We start from the raw sequence: 26,467 nt of genomic DNA, 5'->3' as shown, positions 1-26,467 counted from the left end.
CCCAACGGATCGTTGGCCGATGTCCTCCATCATTGGGCGCATCACAGGGAAATGAACACTGTCAATGTTGACAGTTGACAGTTGCGTCAGATGGATCAAAACAGTTGCCAAAAAAAAGCCCCGGCACTCAAATGCCGGGGCTTTTGTTTCTCAGCGCGTTACTCAGACCTGCGGATCACCGACATGCAGGATCTTCATGCCGTTGGTGCCGCCAGTGGTGTGGTAGCTGTCGCCTTTGGTCAGGATGACCCAGTCGCCTTTTTCCACAACGCCGCGTTTGGTCAGCTCGTCGATGGCTTTCTGGCTGACTTCGTGCGGTTCCAGCGAGGCCGGGTCGAACGGAATGGTGTAGACGCCACGGAACATCGCTGCACGGGCCTGGGCTTCGCGGTGTGGGGTGAACGCGTAGATCGGCACCGAGGAGCGGATACGCGACATGATCAGCGGGGTGAAGCCGCTTTCGGTCAACGCAATGATCGCTTTGACGCCCGGGAAATGGTTGGCGGTGTACATGGTCGCCAGCGCAATGCTCTCGTCGCAACGGCTGAACTCTTTGCCGATACGGTGGCTGGAGGTCTTGCCGGTAGGGTGCTTCTCGGCGCCGACGCAGATGCGCGCCATTGCCTGCACGGCTTCCAGCGGGTACAGACCGGCAGCGGATTCGGCCGACAACATCACGGCGTCGGTGTAGTCGAGCACGGCGTTGGCGACGTCGGACACTTCGGCGCGGGTCGGCATCGGGTTCTGGATCATCGACTCCATCATCTGGGTCGCAACGATCACAGCCTTGTTGTGGCGGCGTGCGTGCAGAATGATCTTCTTCTGAATGCCGACCAGCTCCGCGTCGCCGATTTCCACGCCGAGGTCACCACGGGCAACCATCACAGCGTCGGACGCCTTGATCAGACCGTCGAGGGTTTCGTCGTCGGCCACGGCTTCGGCGCGTTCGATCTTCGCCACCAGCCAGGCGGTGCCGCCGGCCTCGTCGCGCAGTTGACGGGCGTATTCCATGTCAGCGGCGTCACGCGGGAAGGACACCGCGAGATAATCCACTTCCATTTCAGCGGCGAGCTTGATGTCGGCCTTGTCTTTTTCAGTCAGGGCCGGCGCGGTCAGGCCGCCACCGCGACGGTTGATGCCTTTGTGGTCGGACAGCGGGCCGCCGATGGTCACGGTGCAGTGCAATGCATCGTCAGTTTGGGTATCAACGCGCATTACCACACGGCCGTCGTCGAGCAGCAGCTCGTCGCCCACGCCGCAGTCCTTGACGAGATCCGGGTAGTCGATGCCGACCACTTGCTGATTGCCTTCGGTCAACGGATGGCTGGTGGAGAAGGTGAACTTGTCACCGATCTTCAGCTCGATCTTCTTGTTGGCGAATTTGGCGATACGGATTTTCGGGCCTTGCAGGTCACCGAGCAGGGCGACGAAGCGGCCGTGCTTGGCGGCGAGGTCACGCACCAGCTTCGCGCGAGCCTTGTGCTCGTCGGGGGTGCCGTGGGAGAAGTTCAGACGGGCAACGTCCAGACCAGCCAGAATCAGCTGTTCGAGAACTTCCGGCGAGTTACTGGCCGGGCCAAGGGTAGCGACGATTTTGGTACGACGGACGGACATGCAAAGACTCCTGAGTTCAAGCGCAGGCAGAGGCTACTATGCTCTTGGGGTGTAGTCATTGTTCGTTTGCACTACTTAATACTTTCTTTATTGAACACGGCAACTTTGGGGCAAACGCGCCTGAAGATTTCGGACCCTGGGTCGATACATTGCTCAAGACAGGAGAACCCTCATGCGATTCGTATCCATTGCCGCCCTTGCCCTCAGCGTCCTCGCCGTCACGGGCTGCACCCGTTGGTCGATGAACCATCATCTGAATAACGCCTACAGCGCCTACGATCGGGGCAATTGCGAGCAGGTCATGCTTGAGCTGTCCAAGGTCGAACGCGCCAGCCGCGCCCGCCCGTATGTGTGGCCGGAAGTGTCGATGATGCGGGGCCAGTGCCTGGAACGGCAAAAATTGTTCGTCGACGCGGCGCAGACTTATCAGTTCATCATCGCCTCGTACCCGAACAGCGAATACGCCTTCCGCGCCCGTGCACGTCTGGAAACCCTGCAGAGCCTGGGTCATTACCCGACTCGCAGTGCCGCCCCAGTGATCCGCCCAACGCGCTTCTGATGATAGTTTCGCTACAAAATCTGGCCGTGTGTACAGGCTGGGCTATAGTCGAATAATCCGGTTCAGAGCGCTGTCTCTGAGCCGGGGCGACACCTGCGACTGGCAAGTGGTTGCGTGACGGCGCGGTAACGACCGGCACACCGGGAGCGGGGAGAGCGGACTTGCCCAGTCCGTTCCGAAGCACAGTATGGCTCTGTGACGGAGCCCTGCATGGCGAACTGCGCATGTTTACCGACCGCCGGATCGAACGGCATCAGCTGCCGTACTTCCTCAGAGTATTCAACAGCATCACCGACAAGCAGATTGGTTTTCTGGGCAACGTCTCAGCAGAAGGCCTGATGCTCATCAGCCAGTTGCCGATGATGGTCGGTGTCGATTTCAATCTCCGTTTGAAAATCCCCATGGGCGACGGCTGCCAGCAAGTCGTTGACGTCACGGCATGCTGCCTGTGGTGCCGCGAAGACGCCACGCCGCAACATTACGATGCCGGATTCATGCTGCATCGCCCACCGCCGGAGTTTGCGCAATTGGTGGAGGCGCTGAGGCGCTATTTCTGCTTTCAGGCGTTGCCGGCTTCGGCTTGAATCAATTTCCCGCAAGTTCGCAAGCAACTCGATCAATGGTCAGGGCTGATCCCCGAATGGAACAGCACGACTCCCTGTGGGAGCGAGCCTGCTGGTGTAAGCATTGATCTGCAAACGTTGCAAATGACCAGAATCTGGCGTCCGGCCACTCGTCGGGACTGTCAGGTTTTACAGGTGCGCCCGCCATTGCCTCAAGAGTAATAAGAAGGTCATCCGTCAATCCTTGTCTTTCTACATATGGAAGGTCTGCAAATGAATGAAGATGACGCCTCAGCAGAAGCTGCGCTCGTTCCTGATACACCGAGTATTCCAACCGAACAGGACAATATGCTGGTGACTGGCTACAGCGCTACTGTCTTCGTTGATGGGTGGGCGGGGGTCGCCAGTTTCAAATATATTTACGAATTCGGGACGAATGATTTCGTCGCCAAAGCAAGCTATTTGATGCCAGTAACGGTAACCCTCCCGACCGGTAAGAATGTAATAAAAATCTATGCGACGATTAAGCTGGTTGATCAGGAAAGTGGCCCATCGAACGCCATCACTTTGCGTTTCCTCAAACCGTCTATTGGCCGAGGCGGGACTATCGGAACGACCCATACATTTACGGGCTGGGGCTTAAGTGGTTCTGGAATATCGCTCTTCGCGGTAGGCGTCGACGGTTCGCCGCAAAAGCCTGCCCTCGGCGCAGCCGTTACGAACGCTGAACGCTGGCAGATCACACCGAGCACTCCTCTGCTACCGGGTAAACTCAAGGTGGTTGCGATAGCATCGATGGATGGCATGGAGGCACAATCCGATCCAGTCGAGTATTTGGTCGAGCCTGTCTTTGCTCCCCCAGTGATCACTGACCCAATCGCTGGCAGTGTGCTGGACCGCTCCTTCACTCTGAAGGGGAGAGGCAGCGTCGCTAATGCCACGCTGGTGATTCTCAAGGATCTGGGAGACGACACGCCTCTTGGCGGCGCCAGCACCACGGGAGACTTGTGGGAGGTCGATGTCGCGCAGTTGCCGCCCGGGCCGGTTTCCCTGGTGGCTGAACAGATACTCGACAATGGCGAGCGCTCGGGCCGCAGCGTGGCCCGCGGCTTCAAGATTCGGCCGGTCGCTCTTGTATATGTTAAGGCGACGCGCATTAGTGCCAGCTCCGTCAGATTTTCGGACCTCGATCACTTCAATCCTGCGCTTGCAACCAGAATCCGTTTCAGTGTTGACAATGAGGCATTCCCGCCGCCCCCCGACGCAATTGTGAACACAGACAATACATTTGAAACTACCGGTGCGGTCCCTTTTGGCGCATTCTGGATGACTGCAGTGCAGAGTGTGCCCGATAACGCCGGTGGCTGGATCGATTCGCTCCCATACAGGTTTTTCTTCAACTTTACCTTTAACGCGCCAACGGGGCTGGGGAACTCAGCGCGATATCGCCCTGTATTCATCGGTTCGGGACTGATTGGGGCGACGGTGCGCCTCTATGATGAGGACAAACAAACCCGCATCGCTCCGGACGTGCTGGTCAGCAGCGAAAGATGGTCCAGCGAGGCGTTTGCAGAATGGGGACCGACTTATCGGCGAAGGGTTGCCGCAAAACAGGTCTTCGACAGCGTTGAGTCAGGCTGGGCACGGCTTGACGTGACAATCCCTCCGTATGCGCCGGTTCTTGATAATCCCATCGAAGACGGCCAGTCGCCTCAGATCACTGGCACCTGCTGGCCCGGCGCGGTGGTGACGCTGGAATACAACAACGACGGCAAAAAACACCACCCCATCGTTACCAACGACCGTTGGACTTTTCGTCGCCCCGAGCCTTTTGAATCGGGCGTGACGCACACTTTCAGCGTCTTTCAGACGGTTGCCCCGCAATCCTCGGCGGCAGCCAAGGGCAACTTCACGGTGCGTAAAGCGATGCTCAAACCGGTAATCACCGTGCCAGCCGAAGGCGCGGAGGTTGGCCGCAACACCCTCATCAGCGGCACAAACGGCATGAGCGGCGCGACCATGACGGTGCGCGATGCGCAGAGGGGCGGCAAATTGAACGACAAGCTTTTGCTCAGTGATGGCGACTGGTCACTCGAGCTTGAGAACCTGATACACAACGACTACATCCTGGACGCCATACAGACCCTCGATGGTATCGACTCGCTGCCCAGCGAACCGCGCGCGTGTAAGGTGGTGCTGCTGCCGCCGGTGGTGTCCGTACCCGTCGAGGGTGGTGACTTGCCGAGGCGTTCGACGCTTTCCGGTACAGGTTGGCCGTCTGCACAGGTCACCGTGTGGCTTGAGGGTCGGGACCAGCCGTTGCTGCTCAATGTGCAGGTCAATCATGAAGGTAAATGGAGCGGACAGGTATCGCTCGATCAGGTCGGCCAACATGGCTTGCGCGCGCAGCAAACACTTGACGGCGAGGTTTCCAGGTTTTCGCAGCGCGCCTGCCGAGTCGTACCGTCGATGCCATTTATCGAGTCCCCAGTCCGCGGCGCTGCCATCGGTTCGGCAGTGGTGATATCCGGTTTCGGTTATCCGGGGGATACCGTGACGGTGTCGCTGGCCAGCGGCGCCACACTGGGCGCCAGCGAAGTGCTGGAGGAGGGGACGTGGTCCTTATCGGCGCACATTGAGCCTCCGGGAGGGCCGGGCGCCTTGATCGTCGTGGCTTGGCGTGATGAATACGATTCAGCCACCTCTGACCCGCACCCACTGCAGATCAACACATGGTTGCCCACCATTGACGAACCGGCCGCAGGGCGTTGGGTCGGTCAACCGGTGGTTTTTGCCGGGCAAGGCAAGGACGGTGTCGGGCAGGTCGTCAGCTGGTTCAACCCTGAGGTCGTCTGGGCGGCGGATCTGCCGGTGATCGACGGTCAGTGGCGAGGTGAAGCGTCGCAGTCGCCACCGCCGGGGGGCAATTGGTGCCGGTTCCGCCAAAGCATTACGGCGGACACAAATCCTTTAAGTGGTTCCGATTGGGCCGAGAGCGAGCGCTTCGAAGTGCGGCCACCATCGCTGGGCGACGACATAAGTCCCCGATAAACGGTCGCGTCTACTGTCAGATCTGACAGTAGACGCGTTCCGCGATCGCGCGCCCAATGGCACTCAAGCCCACCGTGCAGTCGCCGAATGTTTGCGCCCGTCGACACGGTAACCACCCAAGGATCCCGACGATGGTTGACTCAAGCGATCGCCCCGCCGTGCAAATGCTTAACCAGGTATTCGATCCAGCAAGCATGAAAAAATACGCTGAACTCGCGGCGTATTTCGAGGCGCAAGGATCGATTTTTCCGTTGATTGAAAAAGGTGTTTCGGGACTCGTCAGAGAGTACCAACTCAGTCCGCAGCACGCCAGGCAACTGCTGCGGCGCGCCAATAGCATGGCCACTTTTGTCCGCCGGCGATTCATCGAACACACCCTGACCCAAGCCGGTGGAGATGTTGCGCCATCAGCCAGTGGTCTGCTTTCTATCGTGCCTGGGCCGAGCTACGAAAACCTGTTTCCCACCGATTTCGAAAAACTCAGCCCACCGCAGGCGCTGGAGTCCACCGCTTCACCGGTGGCGTACATGATGGAACTGTTGCGCTGGATCGAACGCCTCGATGACGTGGTTGAGAACGACCAGAAATACCTCCTGCATGATCGCCGCAAAGACCTCAAAGCCCTGACGGTCGACTACAGCACGGTGCATCAGTCGGTGTCGGCGGTGGACATCATCGTTCCGGTGCTGGAGACATTCATCACTGCCAACGATGCGACGTCAAACCTGGACGACGCGTTGTTGGCAGCGCGCTACCCGAACGGGCTGCCGTATTACCAGCATTGGGTTTCAATTGACTGGGTGAGTCGCCATCACGGTATGTCGGTGGGGCATGTGGCCCAGCGGGTCGATGTGCATTTTCCCTATTTCCTGAAGGAGCGGGCATGGGATGCCGATCTCGCCCGCGCCCTGTCCCATGCGTCGCGGCTGGGGCCGTATCAGCGAGGCCTGCTGAGCGAGCCCCCCGTGGACATCGCTGACAAAGTCGATTTTTTCCGCAGCAACTATGGCACCGGTGATGTGGACTATCAGGATCTGAATCGGGTAATAATTTTTGGCGAGCGGACAAAGCTCGACAGCGGACAGATTGAAGCATTGCTGTCGGTTCGCGATCACGCGCCCGTGCGCTCCCCCAATGTGCTCTTTGAGCCCGTCAATGCGCCCGCCTTGCCTGAAAGTGAGCGATCCGGTTCGGTTTACCTGAACAACCAGGAGAAACCGGCGGTATCGATCAATTTCGCCAGAAATTTCCACATGTTGAGTATTAGTCCCAATGATGAACAGGGTCTCGACCGCTTTGACCGCCTCAACCGCAAGATCCGCCTGGACAACTGGCTGGAGCTGCCCAGCGAACAGACGGACGCGTTGCTGGTTGCCGCGATCAACGCAGAGGCACGTCGCGGAACAGCTAAAACCTGGCACATCAGTGACAACGTGATCCATGCGCTGGGCTTGTATCAGACGCTACGCGAGCACTATCAATGTACGGCCGAAGACTTCGCGGCGTTCATCGACACGGTCTCGGTTTACGGACGCGGAGACACGGGGTCGCACTTTGACCGAATCTTCAATAATCAGGGCAATTACCGCGAACCTCTGAGACTTGACGACGAACCGTTTCCCATCCTGCCGCAAGCGGGAATGACCGACCTTACGGTCAATCAATTGTGCAGTGGTCTGGGTATCGATTTGCAGACTTATCAATATCTCGCGCGGGCAGTTGCCGCGGCCCGGGGCGCGGACCAGGAGCTGAAGCGCAGTCAATCGGTGATTTCGAGCTTTTACCGTTTGGTGAAATTGCCGCGGCTGTTGGGCATGACCCCGGTGGAGGGCGTATTGATGCTGACGGCGCTGGGCGGGGGCGACGACTGGCTCAACGCCTTGGCCGGTGAGCCGCACATCAATGGGTCCGGCACCGGTATCCCGGACGTGTTGAGCGTTATCAATGCGCTGGATAGCTGTGTTGAGTGGTGTCGCGATTGTGATATGCCGGTGCTTTGGGTCTTGCAGCAGGTCGCCACACCGCAGGCGCCCAATGTGCCCTTCGAGCAGGACCAGCAACTATTCGAGAAAATCGGCAATCTCATTGAGGCCGCGTTATTCAGCAACAGTCGCTTGTTGATGGCGGGCGTCCCGGCGCTGCCCTCCGCCAGCTGGCTGGATTTATTGAGCGTGGTGGACAGCAGCAACAACGCTCCTCTGGTCGATGCTCAAGGTTTGATTCTTCCGTTTGATGGTACCGAAGACGATTATCTGTCTATCGCAACCCGGCGCGTTGGTAGCGCGATTGACGAAGGTCTCGGGGAAATCGATGCAGCGCTGCGCGTCATCATCGTCGAGAAAATGCTCGGCGTGCTGTTGAAGGCGCGAGAGTCGCAGGCATCGGTAGTCAAGGAGTCTCTGGCAGTGTATGCCGGGGTCGAAGCTGAGCAGGCGCTGGCCATACTGCAATGGGCCGACTCGGATGTTCATTCCTTGTTAAGCCAAGTGATGGATATCAATGGTCAGCCGTCCGATGGCGTGGCGCGGCGAAATCCGGACCAGAATCCATTGCTCACGTTGCTGGCCGATCTGCGCCGTCGCAGTGCGGTGGTGGTGAAGCTCCAATTGAGTGCCGTACTGCTGGGAGAGTATCTGGATTACGGCCACAGAGCCTGGATTGGCCAGGACAATAAACACATGTTTTCGCTGAGAACCCTGTATTACCTGAGCATCCTCGCTCGGGCCTTCGGGCAGAGCGAAAAACCGCAACAAGCGCTGCTGGACTACCTGCGGCTGGTCAATCAACTGCCCGAACTTTCGCTTAATGCTTTGGCATTGGCGGAGAAGGCCGCGTCTATCAGGCTGGCCGAATTTTTCGGCTGGAGCGTTCAGGAAGTGCGTGAGTGCATCAATCGGATGGACGCACCGGATCTGATCCTCAAGGATCTGATCCAGCTGGATCTGCTGATGCGCGTTCGGTCGCTCTCGGTACGCGCCAACATGGATGCACTGACGTTGTTTCTCATCGGCAAGCTACCGGAGAAAATCAGTCCCGCCGATTATGCGACGGCTGCCGAGCATGCCTTGTTGAGCATGAACGCGACTGCGCAACAGGTGCCCCAGCTCGACGGCGAACTGAACAGGCTGGTCAACGTTACTTGCACCCTGGAATCGGACAAACAATATCTGGTGGCAGGCAAGCCCGGTGAACAAGCGGTCTATACGGTGACAATCAAGGACGGATCAGGTCAGCCCTTGAGCGGCATTCCCGTGTACTGGCAAACCTCGTTGGGCACGATCGAGAGCGGCGAAACCCTTCCCAATGGCGTGCTCGAGGCCACCTACACGCCAGGCAAAATCATGGGCACGGAGAAGCCGATATTCTGGCTCAACCTGTTTGACCCGGAATATGCCCCGACCATCAACATTACCTTTGATGGAAAAACCCTCAGGTTTTTGCCGCAGCAGATGTCTCCGGTACCCATCGGGCCGGTAGGTCTTGGTCAGGAAGTCGAACTGTACGCCACGTTGAGGGACGGCTTTTCAAATCTTGCCAATAACAGTCTCGTGAGGTGGGAATGCAAAGGCGCGACGATGAACGATACGTTCAGTCCGATCATCCGCCCCCGGCAGACATTCACCAATCAGGAAGGGCTGGCGCGAGCGTTCATCTCCAGTGCAGTTGCTGGAGAGTTCATCGTCTCCGTTTCCTCCGAGGACAGCGAGAGCGGAACAAACTTCGACGCCATCACTTTTCAGGACGATGGGCCGCCGGCCTGAACGTCTTTCAGGCGCCAGGTCAGTTGCTCGACACGACTTCAGGAGGAAGCATCATGGCATTGAACACGCTCGGTGAATTGCTGGAAAAACGTCGCTCGGCGCTGGTTGAGTACTGCATTGGCACATTCGGAAAACCCGGCGCAAAGTACCCTTTCGTCAAAACGCCGAGCGATCTGGCAGAACTGCTGCGCCTGGACCCGTTGGACTCGTATCAGGTGCAAAGTTCGTGGGTTGCAGAAGCGATCGGTTGCGCCCAGCAATACATTCATGCGGTGTACCGCAAAATGGAGCCGGGATTCAGCGACATCGAATTCGACAAGCAGGACCTGGCCGATTGGGCGTTGTACAGCAACTACCCGGATTGGGCCGCGCTGCAAATGATTGCGGTCTACCCGGAAAATTTCATCAATCCGTTCGTGCGCCAGCGCAAAAGCAGCCTGTTCAAGAACCTCGAAAACAACCTGAACCAGACCCGTCTCACTACCGACTCCGTGCAGTTGGCACTGCAGGATTACCTGCAGACCTTCGAGCAGACCTGCAATCTGGACGTGATCAGTGCCTTCATGGACGGCAATTCACCGACCAAGGCTGATTATTATTTCGTGGGGCGCCAACGCCAGCAGCCGTTTCAATACTTCTGGCGTAAAGCCTCCGTGGAGCTTTCCGCAACTTGCACGGGAATCAATCCGGCGGCGTGGAGCGAGTGGCAAGCGGCGGATGTTCCCGTCGAATCGAGAATCATCGACATGCGTCCGTTGTTCTGGAATGGGCGGTTGAGTCTGGTCTGGGCCGAATGGCGCGACAGCATGGGCAGCAAGGGGGAGGCACAGTTCGTCCCCCATAAGCTCACAGTCAATCTGTCATCCGTAACCCAGAACGGTCAGTGGCTGGCCCCGCAGCGGCTGTTTGAGGAAGCCTATGACACCGATCTCTCCAAAGGCGCCCGATTGATTGCGACACTTTGGGCTGATCAGCTCAATCCCAAGGGGATACTGGGTGTCCAGTTGACCAATGGCGCAGAAGGTGCTGGCGCACTGAAGGTCAATCTGTCCAGGGACGTGCTTCTTCGACCGGTCACGGATGATGGTGGTTGGCTGGATGAGATGGTGAAGGATCGTTTTACTACCAGAGAGATCGTTCAACACCCGCTGCCAAACCAGCTGACAATAGCCCAGGCCCCTACGGCAGGAAAATTGACGCCCTTCTTGAAGTTACGCGCGATGGCCAATCGCGTGGGTGGAAAAGATGTATTGCTGGTACAAGGCGTTATGCTGCCGTCGAGGTTAACAGGCGATTTATCACTCGTACTGGAGCTGAAGAATTTTAGCGCGAACGATCCAGGCCCGATCACCAAAGTTATTGAGCTGGCTGACGGTGGGGTTACCGAGTGGCTGAGATTCGAACGCGCGAGCGGCTTTTGGGAAGACCCTGTCATTAGCTGGGGCTCGACTGCGGATGGGAAAGTCGAATACACATTGACCATCGTAAACCTGGCGGACTGGTCTTCGCCGGCACTCCTTGAAAACACCACTGACGCCGCGCAGTTTCTGCAACTCAATCAAGCGCAACTTGCCCTCAAACATGTGCGCCTGAACTCACTGTTCGGCCCTGAGCTGGTGCAGCGCGCCAGTGTTTCCGTGGCCGCGGTGCTGGACTGGGAAACGCAGTGCATTGCTGAGCCGGGGCCCGGCGTAGATCAAGCATTCATTGAGCCTAACGGGGCGTTCGATGGTGCTAACGGACTCTTCTTCTGGGAAATGTTTTTCCATTTGCCACACCTCATCGCCACCCGGCTGCGTGACGAAGAGCGTTTTCAGGAAGCGCAAGACTGGCTGCACTATCTGTTCGATCCGCAGGCGCCCGCTGATCAGGCGCTGATGCTGAACCGCAGGCCGCAATACTGGCGCTGCCGGCCCTTGGTGGGTAGCGGCAATCCGGGCTGTGAAACCCAGAACCCCACTGATCCGGACGCCATCGGCTACTCGGCGCCACGGCATTTGCGGATCATGGTGTTTACCGAATATGTCAAAAATCTCACGACCTGGGGCGATTGGCACTACCGGCAACTGACCCGCGACAGTTTCGTCGCGGCAAAACTGTATTACATTCAGGCCGAGTTCCTGATGGGCAAGGCGCCGTCGGCGCGAACGGTGAATCGATGGGAAACGAAAACCGTCGCACAGTTACTGACGCAGGGTGGCTCACGACCAAGTCTTGAACAATTCGAACAGCAGCTGCAATTCAGCCTCGCGGACTTTCCGGCGGCCGCCGACCGCGCGCCGGCATTGGGGCTGCTGGCGGTCGAGCCATTCAAGTTTCCGGTCAATCAGCAGTTGCTCGACCTGTTCGAGTTGCCAGCACAGCGTCTGCTCAGCCTGCGCAACAATCTGGACATCACTGGCCGGCCGCTGTTGATTCCCTTGTACAGCCCGCCCACAGATCCGAAGCAGTTATTGCGCGACCTGGCCGCTGGCAATGCCGGCTCACCCCGACCCATGGGCGGGCGACTGAATGTCCCGGCCTTTCGTTGGCGCGTTTGCTACGAAGCCGCATTACGCGCCGTGCTGAGCTTGCAGGACTACGGCAATCAAGTGCAGCGTCTGCTCGAGCAACGCGATCGCGCTGAACAGGAAGAATTGCAGCAAAATCATCTGGTCGAACTGGGAAGTTATGCCCAGACCGTCCAGGAGCAGGGCATTGCCCAGTTGCAGGCCAGCGTGGCGGCGCTGCAGCAGAGTCGAGCGATGGCGCAGGAGCGGGCCGAAGCGTATGCGCGCCTCTATGACGAACATGTCTCGGCGGTTGAATATGAAGTAATGGAAGGGATTCAAGCGTCGAAAAAACTTGCGCTCGCCTCGTCGACAATCAAACCGGCAGCCGCCGTAGTCGCTTCTCTGCCGACCATTTTCGGCTTGGCCAATGGTGGTCATCGCTTGGATAAAGTGCTCGATGCCGTCAGCTTCGGACTGGGGATTGCGGCGCAGGTCCGGCAAATGGACGCCGACAAGCAGGCCACCACCGAGGCCTATCGCCGGCGTCGCAACGAATGGGATCTGCAGCGCAATCAGGCCTTGGCGGAAATCCGCGCGCTGGAGGAGCAGATCACCGCGCAGGGCCACGCTCTGGCATCAGCCCGTACCAGCCTGGAGCAAACTGCGCGATCGAACGCTCAAGCGCTGACGATATACGACTTTCTCAGAAAACGTGCGTGCAACGTTGAGCTGTTTAGCTGGTCCTTGGGCCAGGTCAAGACTTTGCATTATCAGGCCTACGATGCCGTCATCAGTTTGTGCATCAGCGCCCAGGCCTCGCTCAGCGCAGAAACCGGCGATTACGAGACGCCGGTGCCGTTACCGCAGATCTGGCTCGATAACCGCCATGGCCTGACCGCTGGAGAACATCTGCGCGAGTACCTGCTGCGCATGGAGCGCGAGTACCTGCAACGCTTTGAACGGCGGCTGGAACTTGTCAAAACCGTGTCGCTGCGCCGCTTGTTCGAAGATGAACTTGACCCTCAGACCGCCAGCATCGATTGGGCGCACGCCTTGAGCCAATTGCTGGAACGCGGGACGCTTGATTTCAAACTCACCCAGATGTTGTTCGACCGTGACCATCCAGGGCATTACTGCCGGCAAATCAGTTCGGTGGAGGTCGATCTGCCCGTTCTCACCGGACCTTACGAAGATGTGCGGGCGACCTTGCTGCAGATCAGCAGCATGACCGCGACCAAGGCTACCCGGCAGTCCGTCGACTATTTGTACGCGCCAGAAGGCGCGGTCGGCCCGGCGGATGTTCAGATCAACCTGCGCAGCGGTCAACAAATCGCTCTGTCGAGTGGCTTTGCCGACAACGGCATGACAACCATGAAACCCGATGAAGGCTTGCTCAACCCTTTTGAATGCACGGGGACCGTTTCGCGCTGGACTCTGAATTTCCCATGGCCGACGAAAGAACCGCAGAAAGCCATGCTGGAGTCTTTGACCGACATCATCGTGCGCATTCGCTACACGGCCAAGGTCGGCGACCCGACGTTCGTTCGGGCCGTTCAGGACAAGGTAAACGAGATTGAAGAAGGCAAACGCCGCAACGTAAAAGGGGCTGGCAATCATGCGTGAACCGACTATCCAGGCTGACCAGAATCTTCTGCTCAACGGCGACTTCAGCAAGGGGATAAAGCCTTGGAAGAAAGGACCGGTTAATCCAAGGTGGACGGCTGTGATGCATGACACCTATCTGGGCGCATCGATTAACTTTCTGAGAGCCGGTAACGGGTCATCGGTCCACCAGGTGCTTGTGGTGCCCAAGCCTATCACCGCCGATGTGCGGTACAAGTTGAGTTTTTTGTATGCAACCAACCATGTCCTTCCGGCGAAAGTCCTCCTCAGTGTCGAGGAGACGGGGCAGCAACAGGAAATCGAGCTACCGGGTGAGCTCGCCTCGGTAATCGAGACGCGACGGCTTCTGCGCGCAGCGGGGCAGCCGCTCGCGGTCGACTTTGACGATCTGGAGGTAGAGCTGAAGCTTGAACTTGCAGCCGGGCAAAACTTGTGCGTGGAAGTCTGCAGTCCGCCGAATGAGGTGGATGATGAAAGCTCTGACATCTATATCACCTGTATCAAACTGCACTTGCACCTCCCGTCCTTGCAATTGCAGGGCCTTGAGCTCGATGGCCAATTGCTGCTGCCAGGCGCGCTCTTATACGTATGCCTGGGGGCAGATTCCGGTTCGATCAGTGAAGGCCACCGCCTACAGTTTTCGCCGCAGGGAGACAGCGACTGGCTGGGCACGAATGCAGCGTTGACAATCAAGGGCAATCCCCAAGGCGCAATTCTTGCGAGCCCCGAATGGGGGACGGAGCAGCCGCTGACGGCTGAGTGGCAACTGAGTTGCCCTTTGATCGGCGACGTCGAGCCCTATCTGTTCACCTTGGAGTTGGTCAACCAATACACCGCGCAGCCCTATTCGCTGCGCGGCTCGCTGGGACATCATCGGGTGGCAATCAGCGATGCAGTGGAGGCTGCCTACTATCCGGTGTATGGGCAATCGGTGCGCCTGGGTGTTCAGGTGACCTCGCACTACACCGCGCAGACGCTCAGCGGCCGTACGGTGAACTGGACGGACGAACAAGGACGAGTGAGAGCTGCCGTGAACACGGGTGACGACGGCTGGGCCTATTTTGACTATTTACCCGATAGCCCAGGCGACTTGACGATTCTGGCCTCGGTGGAGAGTCTGTATTACCAGAGCGGCACCGTGACTCGAGCGTTCGCCGTGAAGGTGCTGGCTACGGATCCATGGGATGAAGTCACGGACGCGGAGGGCGCACCGTGGCAGGAGAAAACCGGTTATCCCAATCGCGGTACGAGCTATTCGCTGCAGGTCAAAGTGCCTACTGTATTGCAGGGGACATCGATGTCGCTCGGCTGGAGCGGCGATTTACCCGAACAATTGGGGGTAACTGTCAGTCCCTCGCTGGGTGAGCCGATTCTTGTCGGCGCAGCCGATCCGCTATGGACATTGACCAGCGAAGATCGCCTTGACGGTGTTTTCCATTTGCAGTTGTCCTGCTCGAAATTGAAGTTGCGCTCAGCGTGCAAAACCATGTCGCTGGCGTGCAATGTGGTGAAGATCGGCGAAGTGCGCGAGGCGAACAAATTTCCGATCGTCGATGAACAGGAAAGCGTGCTGCTGCGGGTGCAGGCGTTGCATGACGTCACAGGGGGCGATGGTGATCCGGTGATCAATGCGCAGGTCCAATGGCTGCTTCCGGAGGGGGAAACTCACAGCATTGTGACCGGTGCCGGTGGTTGGGCCAGTGTGCTTTATACGCCGAAATCCGCGGGTCTCAAGAAGGTTGTTGCCGAGGTTCGCGCCCACTCGGAAGCGCCGCCGGTGGAACACGTATTTGATGTAACTCCGCTCGCCGGCAGCCCTTGGGCCGATCAAGTGTTGATTCTGCTGGATGACGTCGTGGTCGACCGCGCTGTGCTGGGTTTGCTGTGTTGGCGCGGCGAGTCTCATACGCTCAAAGTCGAGGCGGTGCCCGAAAGCGAATTCATCGGCAGAGACATTTCACTGGACTGGCGGGGCGACGAACCAGGCATTGGCCTGAACGTAACCGGCCTTGGAACCGCCAGGCCGTTACCCAAGGTCGGAGGCCTTACCTGGGTGCTGAATTCGGATGCGAGCGAAAGCGTGAGCAGCCTGTTCGAGTTGAAATTGTCGAGCCCTCCCCTGGCTGACCGCGAATTGTTCGGGCGGCTGATCGCCAATGACCTGTCTGACGAAATGAGCGTTGTGCTTGATCAGACAGTCGCAATCGCCGGTGATGTACTCCACCCATGTTTGGGCGCACTTCATCGTTACAGCGTCAGACCCAATGAACTCAGTCCGTTGGTTGGGCTGGAAGTATTGTTAAGCCTTGCGACGGGACAGTTGCCTCCGGAGGCAACAGTGGAGCCTGCATTAGCAGTCCCCCAGACGTTGACCGATGGCGGGGCGCATTGGAGTTTTGATTTTTCTAACAGTGTCGCTGCCGAAACGTTCGATTTGAATATCGAAATAGAAGCCCTGAAAAAGCCGGCTTTGATCAGCTTGATGAAACTGGACCACAACAGATTCAAGATCGAGCTGCCGGAGTCGCCAGTGGATCCTGTTGTCGGTCAGGCGCCAGCGTGGTTGTGGGCCCGTGTCATCTCGCACTACACCGATGTGCCGGTGGCTAACGTGCCAGTTCAGTGGAACGCTGCGCAGTCCAGCGATACCGACGGCGATGGCTGGAGCCGATTTGCCGTTGAACCGCAAACCGCTGGCCTGCAAACCGTGAGAGCCAGCGTCGTCAGTCCTTACGATGGTTACGAACAGCATCTGTCGACGTCGATCCTGGCCTTGGCGAGCGATCCCTGGAAAGACGTGAAGGTCAGTTTTGACGGCGACAAGCGGTATTCGTGGGGAGAGAAAACCGCATTCCCGCGGCGCGGGGGCCAGCATCGTGTCGAGTTGTGCGTACCGGATGGCAGTCCCTTGATCGGCCGGCAGCTGACCCTCGGCATGACGGGTATGGGGCCTGCTGAATTGGGTCTGGTTTTTCAGCCCGAGAAAGCGCTTGGTACGCCGGTGGTTTTTTCGCCTGAGGGACTGGCTTTTCCTTTCGCCGTGGGCGACCAAAGCGATGGCAGTTTCAGCCTGCGACTGGCGGCCGAACGGTTGGTCAGCCTGTCGCCAGCCAATGCCATGTCGGTGGGGTCGGCCAGTGTGGTGTTGAAGTTCGCCAACGAAACGCGGGCGAGGAAAGTGCTGGACTGGAATCAGGAACTGGTCGAGCAGGTGACATTGGTATCTTCGATTTCCGGCAGGCCCATGGTCGGTATCGAGGTGACCTGGAGCCACGCGGATATCGGCACGCAGACCAGCGTGACGGATTTTTATGGCGTGGCCAGGCTTCGCTTCATTCCCCGTACGCCGGGTGACTCGGTGTTGACGGCTACTGTAGGAGATGAGGGATTTTCGAAGTCGGTGGGGTTGGAGTTCACTGTCAATGAGCCGCGCAAGGTCGATGTTTTGTATGAGTCGCTCGACTCCAGACGCACGGCAGAACAGAGCAGAGCCCATGCCCATGCCAGGGTCGTATCCGCTTTGACAGGCGAGCCGTTAGCCGGCGTCGAGGTGTTCTGGGACTATGATCAGCACGAATTGGGTTCTTCCTGGACCAATGCTCTGGGCATCGCCGATTTGATATTCACCTTCGTGGCGGAACAGGCAGATGTGCTGACCGCTACGGTCAGAGGGGGGTTGGCCGGTTGGCACTCTGAAAGTCTGGTGATCAGTCTGCGCGATGATTACTGGGATCTTGCCGATATCCAGGCTGAACGCGAGCCTACGTACGTGGGACAGCAGGTGCGAATTTTGGCCACCGTAAAAAGCCGCGACACGGGCGTGCCGATCGCCGGTGCAAACGTGCACTGGATGTGGGGCGCGGGGCGGCAGGAGATTACCTCGACAGGGGGTGATGGAAAGGCAAGTCTCCTGCTCTTGTCATCGGTTGCAGGTGAAGAAGTTGTGAGTGCGACCGTCGTAAATCTTGATGAAAGCTCCAGAGATCTGACGTTAACGGTATTACCCGTTACGGCGCACCCCGAATACGCCAGGATTGAAAGTTTCCGCGCTTATCCGAATCCAGCCGCACCGTATTCGAAAGTCAAATTTTTTGGGAGGCTTATCTCTAATCCCACTGGCTTGCCTTTACCCGAGAGGCAACTTGAAGTGCGTTATGGTTCGACTTCGGGTTTCCATCTCAAGTCCGATGCAGCAGGAACATTCGAATTCGACTATATGGTAGGCGCGCGAGATCAGGTAGTCATCTCGGTTGTTGTCGATAACCCGATCGGTGGACATTCATTTGCAGATATTCGGCTAACCATTGACTGAACCCCGCCATTACCCGGCGCCGGCTCTTTTCCAGCTCAGGTACCGCGTTACCAGTTCCGCGCCCAGCTCCTCGGGGCGCGCATCCGCCACCGGTACGCCATGGGCGCTTAAACGCTCATGGAATTCGGCGCGGTCATTCACATACGTGACCGTGCCGCAATACATCAGCCCCTCGGACAAGGTTTGCACGGTTGCCTGTCGCTGGGCATCAAGCAGATCCTCGCGAATGCTGACCACCAGCACGCGATGCTGCTGGCTCAAGCGCTTGAGTGCACTCAACAGTTCTTCATCGTCTTCATCGCGCAGGTTGGTCACCAGCAACACCAACGCCCGGCGCTTCTGGCGCGCCAGCAATTGCGTGACTGCACCTTGGTAATCGGCGCTGTGTTTGCTGCTGTCGAGGTCGTAGACGGTGTTCAGCAGCACGTTCAACTGCCCGGTGCCTTTGACCGGTGCGAGGTAGCGCGGCTGATCGCAGGCGAAGGTGCTGATGCCCACCGCATCGCCCTGACGCAGGGCCACGTAGCTCAACAGCAAACAGGCATTGAGCGCGTGATCGAAATGCGACAACTCACCATCGTGGCTGCGCATGCGTCGACCGCAGTCGAGCATGAACAGAATCTGCTGATCGCGCTCGTCCTGATATTCCCGGGCAATCGGCGCGCGTTGGCGTGCCGTGGCTTTCCAGTCGATCTGGCGCAGGCTGTCACCTTCGCGGAATTCGCGCAGCTGGTGAAACTCCAGCCCTTGGCCACGCCGTTGTCGCTGGCGTACGCCGAGCTGACTGAGCCAGTTGTCCACCGCGAGCAGTTGCCCGCCATACAAACGTGCGAAGTCCGGGTAGACGCGGGTGCTGTCGTTGACCGCCAGCAGGCGTTTGCCCGACCACAAACCCAGCGGGCTCGGCAAATTGATTTCGCAGTGTTCAAAACTGAAGTGGCCGCGTCGTAGCGGGCGCAATCGATAGCCGATCTGGCTGATCTGGCCGGGTTGCAGCTCGACAGTGCTTGGCAGATTTTCAACATTCAGGCCGTCCGGCGCATGGTCGAAAACCTGCACCTGCAAAGGCTCGGAAAAAACGTGCTGGATATCCAGCCGCACTTCGCCCCAACGCCCAAGCGCCAGGCTCCCGGGGAGCTGCCGTTTTATGGCCGGGGAGGGCAAGCGCCTGAGACGAAAACCATCGATGATCGCCAGAGCCAGCAAGGCCAGAAGCAATCCCCAACTGATCGATAGCAGACTGGCAGGGATCTCGACTTGCAGCGCCTGCAAGCTGCCGAGCAACAGGCTGAGCGCAAACAGCGCTGCCAGCCAGATCAATAACAGGCGCGAAGGTTTCACAGACGTGGCGCCGGCACTTGATCGAGCAACTGCTGGAGCACTTGATCGACTTGCAGGCCTTCGATGTCCAGCTCCGGGGCGATCCGCACGCGGTGGCGCAGTACCGCCAGTGCGCAGCCTTTGACATCATCCGGCAGCACGAACTCACCGCCGCGCAACAAGGCCCGCGCCCGAGCGCAACGCACCAGGGCAATCGAGGCCCGTGGGCCGGCGCCGAGGGTCAGACCCGGCCAGGTACGCGTGCTGCGCGCCAATCGTACGGCGTAATCAAGGACCTGATCGTCCATCGGCAAATCGCTGGCGATACGCTGCAGGGCCTGGACGTCCTTGGCTTGCAACAGCGTGCGCAACGGTTGCACATCGAGCATGTCGGCACGGGTTGAGCGACATACCTGGCGCACCATGTTCAGCTCCTGATCGGCGTCGGGATAATCCATGCGCACCTTGAGCATGAAGCGGTCGAGTTCGGCTTCGGGCAGTGGATAAGTGCCTTCCTGTTCGATCGGGTTTTGCGTGGCCAGCACCATGAACGGTTGCGCAATCGGCAGTGCTCGACCTTCCAGCGTAACCTGACGTTCCTGCATCGCTTCGAGCAATGCAGCCTGGGTTTTTGCCGGAGCGCGGTTGATCTCGTCGGCCAGCAGCAGGTTGGTGAACAAAGGGCCTTTGCGCAGGTTGAACTGCTCGGTTTGCAGGTCGTATACGGCGTGGCCAGTGACATCGCTGGGCATCAGGTCGGGTGTGAACTGAATCCGCGCAAACTCGCCGCCAAAGCAGCGGGCCAGCGCACGCACCAGCAAGGTCTTGCCCAATCCGGGCACGCCTTCGAGCAGCACATGACCGCCAGCAATCAGCGCGGTCAGGACGTCATCGATCACCGCGTCCTGGCCGATCAACGCCTTGTGCAGTTCGCTGCGCACCGCTTGCGCCAACTGGCTGGCGCGCTGGCGTTGCTGGGTGGCATGGCTGGCGCTGCCGGGCTCGATCTGTTCACTCATAACGCATTCCTCAAGGTTTGCAGGTGGGCGACCTGCCGGGTGAACTCAGCGCTGGAAAGGCGCTGATTCACTCGCGGGCTCAGGGCCTGGCTGATGGCGCGTGTGGGTTGCCGGGTCAGGCGCGACAGCACCAGCCATTGTTCGGCAACGTTCAATTGGTCGAAACCGGGATGACGGCGGCGGGCGCGGCGCAACACATCCTGTTGCAGAGCCTGCAACAGCGAGTGCTGACCGTTGTGACGGAGCAGGAAATCAGCGCTGGCACGCAAGTGTTCCAGCAGTTGACGGCGACCGCTCGGCGCCGGAGCCTGCACCGGCCCGTGACGCGTGGCGACGTGCCACAGCCACAGCGCGATCAGTGCGAGCAGGGCAACGAGAGCCTGCGGAAAATAACGCCAGAGTAGCGTCCACAACCCGTCGTGTTCGGTGTTGAAAATCAGCGTCACGTCAGTGTCTGCGCTCAGATACCACAACAGCCAGGCGTTGTCGTAGTGAGCAATATCTGCGGTTTTCCACAGCTCGGCATCGGTGACCACGGTGACCGTGCCGAGACCATAGGCCAGTTGCATCATGTGCGTGGCTTTGCCGCTGTTGGCCCAGGCTTGCGCGAGATTTTTCGGGTCTTCGAGATGAAAGTCGGTGTCGAATCCGGCATAGGCCGGTGCGTCTTCATCTTCCAGATACAGCTTGGTGAGCTTGGGGTATTGATCCTGTTCCTGTTCCTGTTCCTGTTCCGCTGGCGAGGTCTTCAGATCCTCGCTCAGGGATTGATGCAACTGGACGCGATCAAGCAACAGGTCATTGCTTTGCCGGGTTCGCTCATCCCACAGCGCTTCGGCGACGAACACCAGTCGGCCCCCGGCGCGGGTCCAGTTCAATACCTGATCGACCTGACGCGGAGTCATTCGCGCGCGCTCGCCGAACAGCAACAGCGTATGCCCGCGTGGGTCGATGTCCGCCAGCCCCGCCAGCGTTTCGGCGTGGGTGACGACGAGGCCACGATCACTCAAAAACATTTCGGCGGCCAGATAAGGATTGGCCCGCGCGGCAGGCGACGGGCCGTGGTCGATGACCTCCTGATAAGGCCTGGCCTTGAGGTACAGATAAATGCTCAATGCCCCCAGCAGAGCCATGACCAGCAGGCCGACCAGCCACGCCGCGCGGCGGTTCAACGCGCTGCTGCCTGGTCGAACAACGCGCGCCAGCCGTTGCACAGTTCCTGTTGCAAATGAGCTGGGGGAAGTCGATGACCGTAGGCCATGGTTTGCCAGTGCGCAGTCAGGCTTCGGCTGTAGGCGAGCAGTGGCGGACGGTGCATTTGTTCAATGCGCGCCAGTACTTGTTGTTCGGTGTCCGCCGCTTTCAGGTGCAGGTCGAAATCGTGCAACAGACGGCTGAGCAAACCTCGATAAAGCAGACCCAGCGCGGCACGTGGCTGTGTAGCCCAGAGCTGTTCAGCGTGGCTGGCGATATCGTCCGGCAGGGATTCGCGGGTCAGATCCAGGCCGAATGCCTGTTGCGGTAGCGGGCGTTTGATGGACGCTGATCGTTGTGGCCGGCGACCGACGAATGTCTGGAACAGCTCGCGATAGCGCCAGAGCAGCCAGCCGAGCGCGGCAATCAACGCGCCCCACAACAGCACCTCGATGACCTTGGCCAAAGCATTGTGGTGCTGACCATCGAGCCAGCCCAGCAGGGTTTTCAGCCACTGCGGGGCTGCGCCGGGCTGCTTGTCCCTGGTCGGCGTCGCCGGATCGTCGCCGAAGCGGTAACGAGTCACCGACTCCTTGTTTTTGAACGGTGCCTGTTCCAGCAGATGGTTGATGCTGTCGCGCGCGGCCTGACTCGTCAGCGGCTGATTCAACAGGCGCGGGGTGTTCGGGTCTTCGGCGGCGGAAACCGGCTCAGCGGCCCAGACCGGTTGCAGAGCAGGCAGCAACAAACAAACCGCCAGCAACAATCCGAGTACTCCATTGTTCAAACGCTGGCGCAGGCGGCGGAACACCAGTTCGATGTCCCACGCTTCCAGTTGCGTGCGACGATTCAGGTACAGGCTGAACCCGCAGGCGACATGGATCGGGCCCCATATCACCAGTACCAACGCATAAAAGGCGTTGGTCAAATGCTCCAGCCACCGCCACTGATGTTGCGGCCCGAAGACCAGCGACTGCCAGTCCCAGTCTGTCTCGATAGATTGGGGCAGGAGCATGTAGAACAGCACCATCAAACCGATCCACAGTGCCGCTTCCAGGTGTGCGCCAAGGATGGTCAGCCATTGCGCCGCGCCGCCGTTGCGTTGCAGCAGCACCTGCACGCGTTGCTGCCGGACACTGCCGTCGAGCCCTTCGAGCTGCATCACCGGCAGGAGAAAACTGCGGCTCAGACTCAGGCGTCGCCAGGTCAGGCTGGCGAGCAGCTGCGGCTTGAGCAGTCTCGGGAAATGCCGCAGCGCCTGCTTGAGCGTGGGCGTTTCCCCGAACAGCGCCTTGGACAGAATGTACAGCGGCAGACGTTCGTAAGCCGGTTTCAACCACCAGAAAATGAACATTGCCAGCGACGGTGAATCCCACAGCAGCAGGCTGAGCAGGGCGAACAACGGCAGGGTGACAATCGCCCAACTGGTCATCAGCAGACGTCGATGTCGCTGGCTCAGCAGCACGCCGAGATCCATGGCTTCCCAGGTCGAGCGCGGGCGAATCACCACCGTGGCGTCACTCAGGCGCATGGCGGGCCCTTCCGGCCAGTGACAAATAAGCGGCGACGGCCAGCCAAAGCGCGGTGCCGACCGCGTACTTGGTGATCGGCGTGACGCTGCTTTTCGCTGACCAATAAGCTTCGATGAACGCAGCGATCAACAGGAACAACATCGCCCCGTACACCAGCGATACGCTTTTGCGTGCGGCCACGCGTAATGACTCAGCGCGGCGCAGACGGCCCGGTGCGATCAATGCCCAACCCAGTTTCAAGCCTGCCGCGCCGGCGATGGCGATCGCGCTCAGCTCGAAAGCGCCGTGGCCGATGACGAACGACCAGAAGGTCTGGCCGAAGCCGATTTCGCTCAGATGCCCCGCTACCGCGCCGATGACCATGCCGTTGTAGAACAGAAAGAACGCGCTGCCGACGCCGAGAAACAATCCGCTGGCAAAGGTCTGGAATGCGATACCAATGTTATGCATCACGTAGTAACCGAACATCACCCAGTCTTCACTGGCCGCGCGATCGATGGGGCGCCCGAGATGGCCGGCGACGGGGTCGTACATGCCTTGCATCTCGCGCACCTGGTCAGCGGGAATCAGGTTGTAGATAAGTTCGGGGAAGACATACACCAGGATGCCGACGCCCATCAGGCTACCGAAGAACAAAACGCCAGCGGCCAGAACAAAGCGCCACTCGGCGCGCATCAGTCGGGGGAAGTCGGCCAGGATAAAGCCGAGCAGATTGGCGGCAAGTCGACTGCGGTGACGATAAAGCTGCTGATGGCCGCGCAGCACATGCTGTTGCAGCGAATCGACGAGGAAACTGCTGTAGCCACGTTCCTGTGCCAACGCGAGATGCTGGCAAACCCGGCGATAGGATTTGGGGAAACCGGCGATTTGTGAGGTGTCTTTGCCACGCTCGAGGCGTTCCAGGGCCAGCGCGAAACGCTCCCACTCGCTCTTGTGGCGACTTTCGAAAACACTCTGTTTCATGTCGGCCCCAGCAAGCCGCGGGCAATGCCGTTGAGTTCTGCGACGGCCCTGGGCGCAGAAATATGCAGCGGCTGGGCCAGCAGCGCCGCGAGCTCAGTGACCCGCGCCGCTGACAACTCACCCTGGCGCTCGGCAAAGGCGAGGACGGCGCGTTGTTCGCTCAGGGTCAACGCGACCGGGGCGCGACGAGGTTCGGCGGCGGGTAATTGCGGACGCTTGAGAGGCTGCTCGCTGTACACCACCAGCGTGCCAGCGGCGATATCACCGAGGCGTTTGAATGTCGGATGTTGCAGACAACTGATCGCACCAAAGAAATAGCCGAACGGCAACAGGTCGACGAACCGCAACAGATTGCGCAGCAGCGAGGCGGACCAGCCGACCGCTGTGCCGTCATCGTGTACCACACGCAGGCCCATCCATTGTTTTCCCGGCGAGCGGCCCTGACGAAGAACTTCGAACAGCACCATGTACCACCAGCTCACCGCGAACAGCAGCAGCGAACCAAGCCCCATGCCAAGTTTGCCGAGGAACGCGAGCGCGATGAACAACACGCCCAGGATCAGCCCGCGTACTGCCAGATCGACGCCGAAGGCCAGCGCCCGCACCATCAAACCGGCCGGCCGTAGCGGCAGGTCGATGCCTTCCGGTGTTTCGATCTGATGCCGCGTGTCCAGCGGCGGGGCCAGCGGTGCTTTCCTTGGCGTTGCTGTCGGCTCGAGCATGGGCTACCTGATGTTCGCCTGTTCGGGATGCAAGTGAGTCCGATGCTAGCAGCCTCTCGGGGGAAAACGACATAACTATGTATTGCACAGCGTGTAAGGGCATTCAGTTGCCTACCAATTGTGGAAGCGAGCTTGCTCGCGAATGCGCAGGGGCGGTTAGCACGCATTTCGCGAACTTGCTCGCTTCGACAGGGGGAGAATGCGTTTTGAGCTGTAGGAATTTGGAGAAAATACTGTTGGAGGGCGACGAGGCTGGCCGCGACAGTGGCTGAGCGCCTAGACTTCGCCGATCTTCAGTTCAGGAACCGCCCGTGACTTCCATCTTCTGGTACGACTACGAGACCACCGGCATCATCCCCCGTAGCGACCGCCCGCTGCAGGTCGCCGGCATCCGCACCGATCACGCGCTTAACGAAATCGACGAGCCGGTCAATCTCTACTGCCAGCCCAGTGAAGACATTCTGCCGCACCCGGCGGCGTGCGCGATCACCGGTATCACACCGCAACAGCTCGCCGAAAAAGGCTTGAGCGAAGCCGATTTCATGACTCGCGTGCACGCGCAACTGGCCGCGCCGGGCACCTGCGGCGCCGGTTACAACACCTTGCGTTTCGACGATGAGATGACCCGTTACAGCCTGTACCGCAATTTCTTCGACCCGTACGCACGCGAGTGGCAGGGTGGCAACAGTCGTTGGGACTTGATCGATGTGGTGCGCGCGGCCTATGCGTTGCGCCCGGAGGGTCTGGTGTGGCCCACCGATGATGAGGGGCGCGTGACCCTCAAGCTCGAACGCCTGACCGCGGCCAACCATATCGATCACGGACACGCTCACGAAGCCTTGTCGGACGTGCGCGCGACCATTGCCCTGGCCAGATTGATTCGTGAGAAACAGCCAAAACTCTACGATTGGTTGTTCCAGCTACGTAGCAAACAAAAGGTAATGGATCAGATCCGTCTGTTGCAGCCATTGGTGCACATCTCCGGGCGTTTTTCGGCGGCGCGCAGCTATGTCGGCGTCGTGCTGCCACTGGCCTGGCACCCGAAAAACCGCAACGCCCTGATCGTCTGCGATTTGCATCTGGATCCCCAGAGTTTGCTCGACCTCGATGCCCAGACCTTGCGCCAGCGCCTGTACACCCGCCGCGATGATTTGCGCGAAGGTGAATTGCCGGTACCGCTCAAGCTGATTCATATCAACCGGTGTCCGGTGGTGGCGCCATTGGCGGTTCTGCGCGCGCAGGATCAACAGCGATTGGGACTGGATATGGCGCTGTATCAGCAGCGCGCGCTGCGACTAACTGACGCACAGCAACTTTGGCAGGATAAACTTGCGAGCATTTATGCCAGCGAAGACTTCGCCCCGAGCCTTGATCCGGAACAACAGTTGTACGACGGATTTATCGGCGACCGTGATCGGCGTCTATGTGAGCAAGTGAGAACGGCTGACCCCGCGCAATTAGCGCAAGAGCAGTGGCCGTTCGATGACGAACGTTTGCCGGAATTACTCTTTCGATATCGAGCGCGCAACTTTCCCGATACGTTGAATTCTGTCGAGCAAGAACGCTGGCGGATATTCTGCCAGCAGCGATTGACCGATCCGCAATGGGGCGCTCCAAATACCTTGAAATCTTTTGCAGAGGCAGCGGAGCAATGGATGGCAAGTGCAACGCCGATGCAGAGAGAGGTGCTCAATGCATGGCAGAATTATGTCCAGGCATTACGCAAACGTTTGAGTCTTTGA

The 26,467-nt window shown here is 59.0% G+C and carries 14 protein-coding genes; 7 read left to right on the top strand and 7 right to left on the bottom strand.

The features are described 5' to 3' along the window. Positions 1–162 precede the first annotated feature (162 nt). The gene (gene pyk, locus EL257_RS21180) at positions 163–1,614 is read right to left on the bottom strand and encodes a pyruvate kinase (RefSeq protein WP_101155690.1); all 1,452 of its coding nucleotides are present in this window, start codon (positions 1,612–1,614) and stop codon (positions 163–165) included. A gap of 172 nt (positions 1,615–1,786) precedes the next feature. Here pyk and EL257_RS21175 point away from each other — a divergent pair, with 172 nt between their 5' ends. The 6 genes from EL257_RS21175 (at position 1,787) to EL257_RS21150 (ending at position 17,975) form a co-directional block, all read left to right on the top strand. After that, positions 1,787–2,173 carry a tetratricopeptide repeat protein gene (locus EL257_RS21175; protein WP_126365906.1) on the top strand — a complete coding sequence of 129 codons (387 nt, stop codon included), beginning with the start codon at positions 1,787–1,789 and terminating at the stop codon, positions 2,171–2,173. Positions 2,174–2,397: 224 nt separating this feature from the next. After that, entirely contained in the window at positions 2,398–2,757 is a 360-nt protein-coding gene (locus tag EL257_RS21170) for a PilZ domain-containing protein (protein ID WP_126365904.1), read from the top strand. Positions 2,758–3,009: 252 nt separating this feature from the next. Further along, complete coding sequence (locus tag EL257_RS21165) at positions 3,010–5,787, top strand: hypothetical protein (RefSeq protein WP_126365902.1); 2,778 nt, start codon at positions 3,010–3,012, stop codon at positions 5,785–5,787. 56 nt (positions 5,788–5,843) lie between these two features. Beyond that, complete coding sequence (locus tag EL257_RS21160; protein ID WP_232013041.1) at positions 5,844–9,548, top strand: Tc toxin subunit A; 3,705 nt, start codon at positions 5,844–5,846, stop codon at positions 9,546–9,548. A gap of 53 nt (positions 9,549–9,601) precedes the next feature. Beyond that, positions 9,602–13,663, top strand: a complete 4,062-nt coding sequence (locus EL257_RS21155) for a neuraminidase-like domain-containing protein (RefSeq protein WP_126365900.1) — start codon at positions 9,602–9,604, stop codon at positions 13,661–13,663. Then, positions 13,656–17,975 (top strand): Ig-like domain-containing protein, encoded by a 4,320-nt coding sequence (locus EL257_RS21150; protein WP_126365898.1) that lies wholly within the window; start codon positions 13,656–13,658, stop codon positions 17,973–17,975. The genes EL257_RS21155 and EL257_RS21150 overlap by 8 nt, the downstream gene beginning before the upstream one ends. A gap of 9 nt (positions 17,976–17,984) precedes the next feature. On the opposite strand, the gene EL257_RS21145 is transcribed toward EL257_RS21150, so the two are convergent. From EL257_RS21145 to EL257_RS21120, 6 genes are read right to left on the bottom strand one after another with little or no spacing between them, the layout of a single operon-like run. Next, complete coding sequence (locus tag EL257_RS21145; protein ID WP_126365896.1) at positions 17,985–19,316, bottom strand: DUF58 domain-containing protein; 1,332 nt, start codon at positions 19,314–19,316, stop codon at positions 17,985–17,987. Further along, a complete protein-coding gene (locus EL257_RS21140) occupies positions 19,313–20,314 on the bottom strand; it encodes an AAA family ATPase (protein WP_126365894.1) in 1,002 nt (333 codons plus the stop codon). The genes EL257_RS21145 and EL257_RS21140 overlap by 4 nt, the downstream gene beginning before the upstream one ends. Beyond that, positions 20,311–21,486: a DUF4350 domain-containing protein gene (locus EL257_RS21135; protein WP_126365892.1), complete on the bottom strand. Its 1,176-nt coding sequence runs from the start codon at positions 21,484–21,486 to the stop codon at positions 20,311–20,313. Before EL257_RS21135 ends, EL257_RS21140 begins: the two co-directional genes overlap by 4 nt. Further along, positions 21,483–23,039, bottom strand: coding sequence for a DUF4129 domain-containing protein (locus EL257_RS21130; protein ID WP_126365890.1), 1,557 nt, complete (start codon positions 23,037–23,039; stop codon positions 21,483–21,485). The genes EL257_RS21135 and EL257_RS21130 overlap by 4 nt, the downstream gene beginning before the upstream one ends. Continuing rightward, positions 23,026–24,003, bottom strand: coding sequence for a stage II sporulation protein M (locus EL257_RS21125; protein ID WP_126365888.1), 978 nt, complete (start codon positions 24,001–24,003; stop codon positions 23,026–23,028). The genes EL257_RS21130 and EL257_RS21125 overlap by 14 nt, the downstream gene beginning before the upstream one ends. Further along, positions 24,000–24,725: an RDD family protein gene (locus EL257_RS21120; RefSeq protein ID WP_126365886.1), complete on the bottom strand. Its 726-nt coding sequence runs from the start codon at positions 24,723–24,725 to the stop codon at positions 24,000–24,002. Before EL257_RS21120 ends, EL257_RS21125 begins: the two co-directional genes overlap by 4 nt. A gap of 311 nt (positions 24,726–25,036) precedes the next feature. Between EL257_RS21120 and sbcB the strand changes: the two genes are divergently transcribed. Then, positions 25,037–26,467, top strand: coding sequence for an exodeoxyribonuclease I (gene sbcB, locus EL257_RS21115; RefSeq protein WP_126365884.1), 1,431 nt, complete (start codon positions 25,037–25,039; stop codon positions 26,465–26,467).

The sequence above is a fragment of the Pseudomonas fluorescens genome, assembly GCF_900636825.1.
Classification (GTDB): domain Bacteria; phylum Pseudomonadota; class Gammaproteobacteria; order Pseudomonadales; family Pseudomonadaceae; genus Aquipseudomonas; species Aquipseudomonas fluorescens_BG.
The sequence above is the reverse complement of the archived record's forward strand: the minus strand, read 5'-3'. Positions and strand labels throughout refer to the sequence as shown.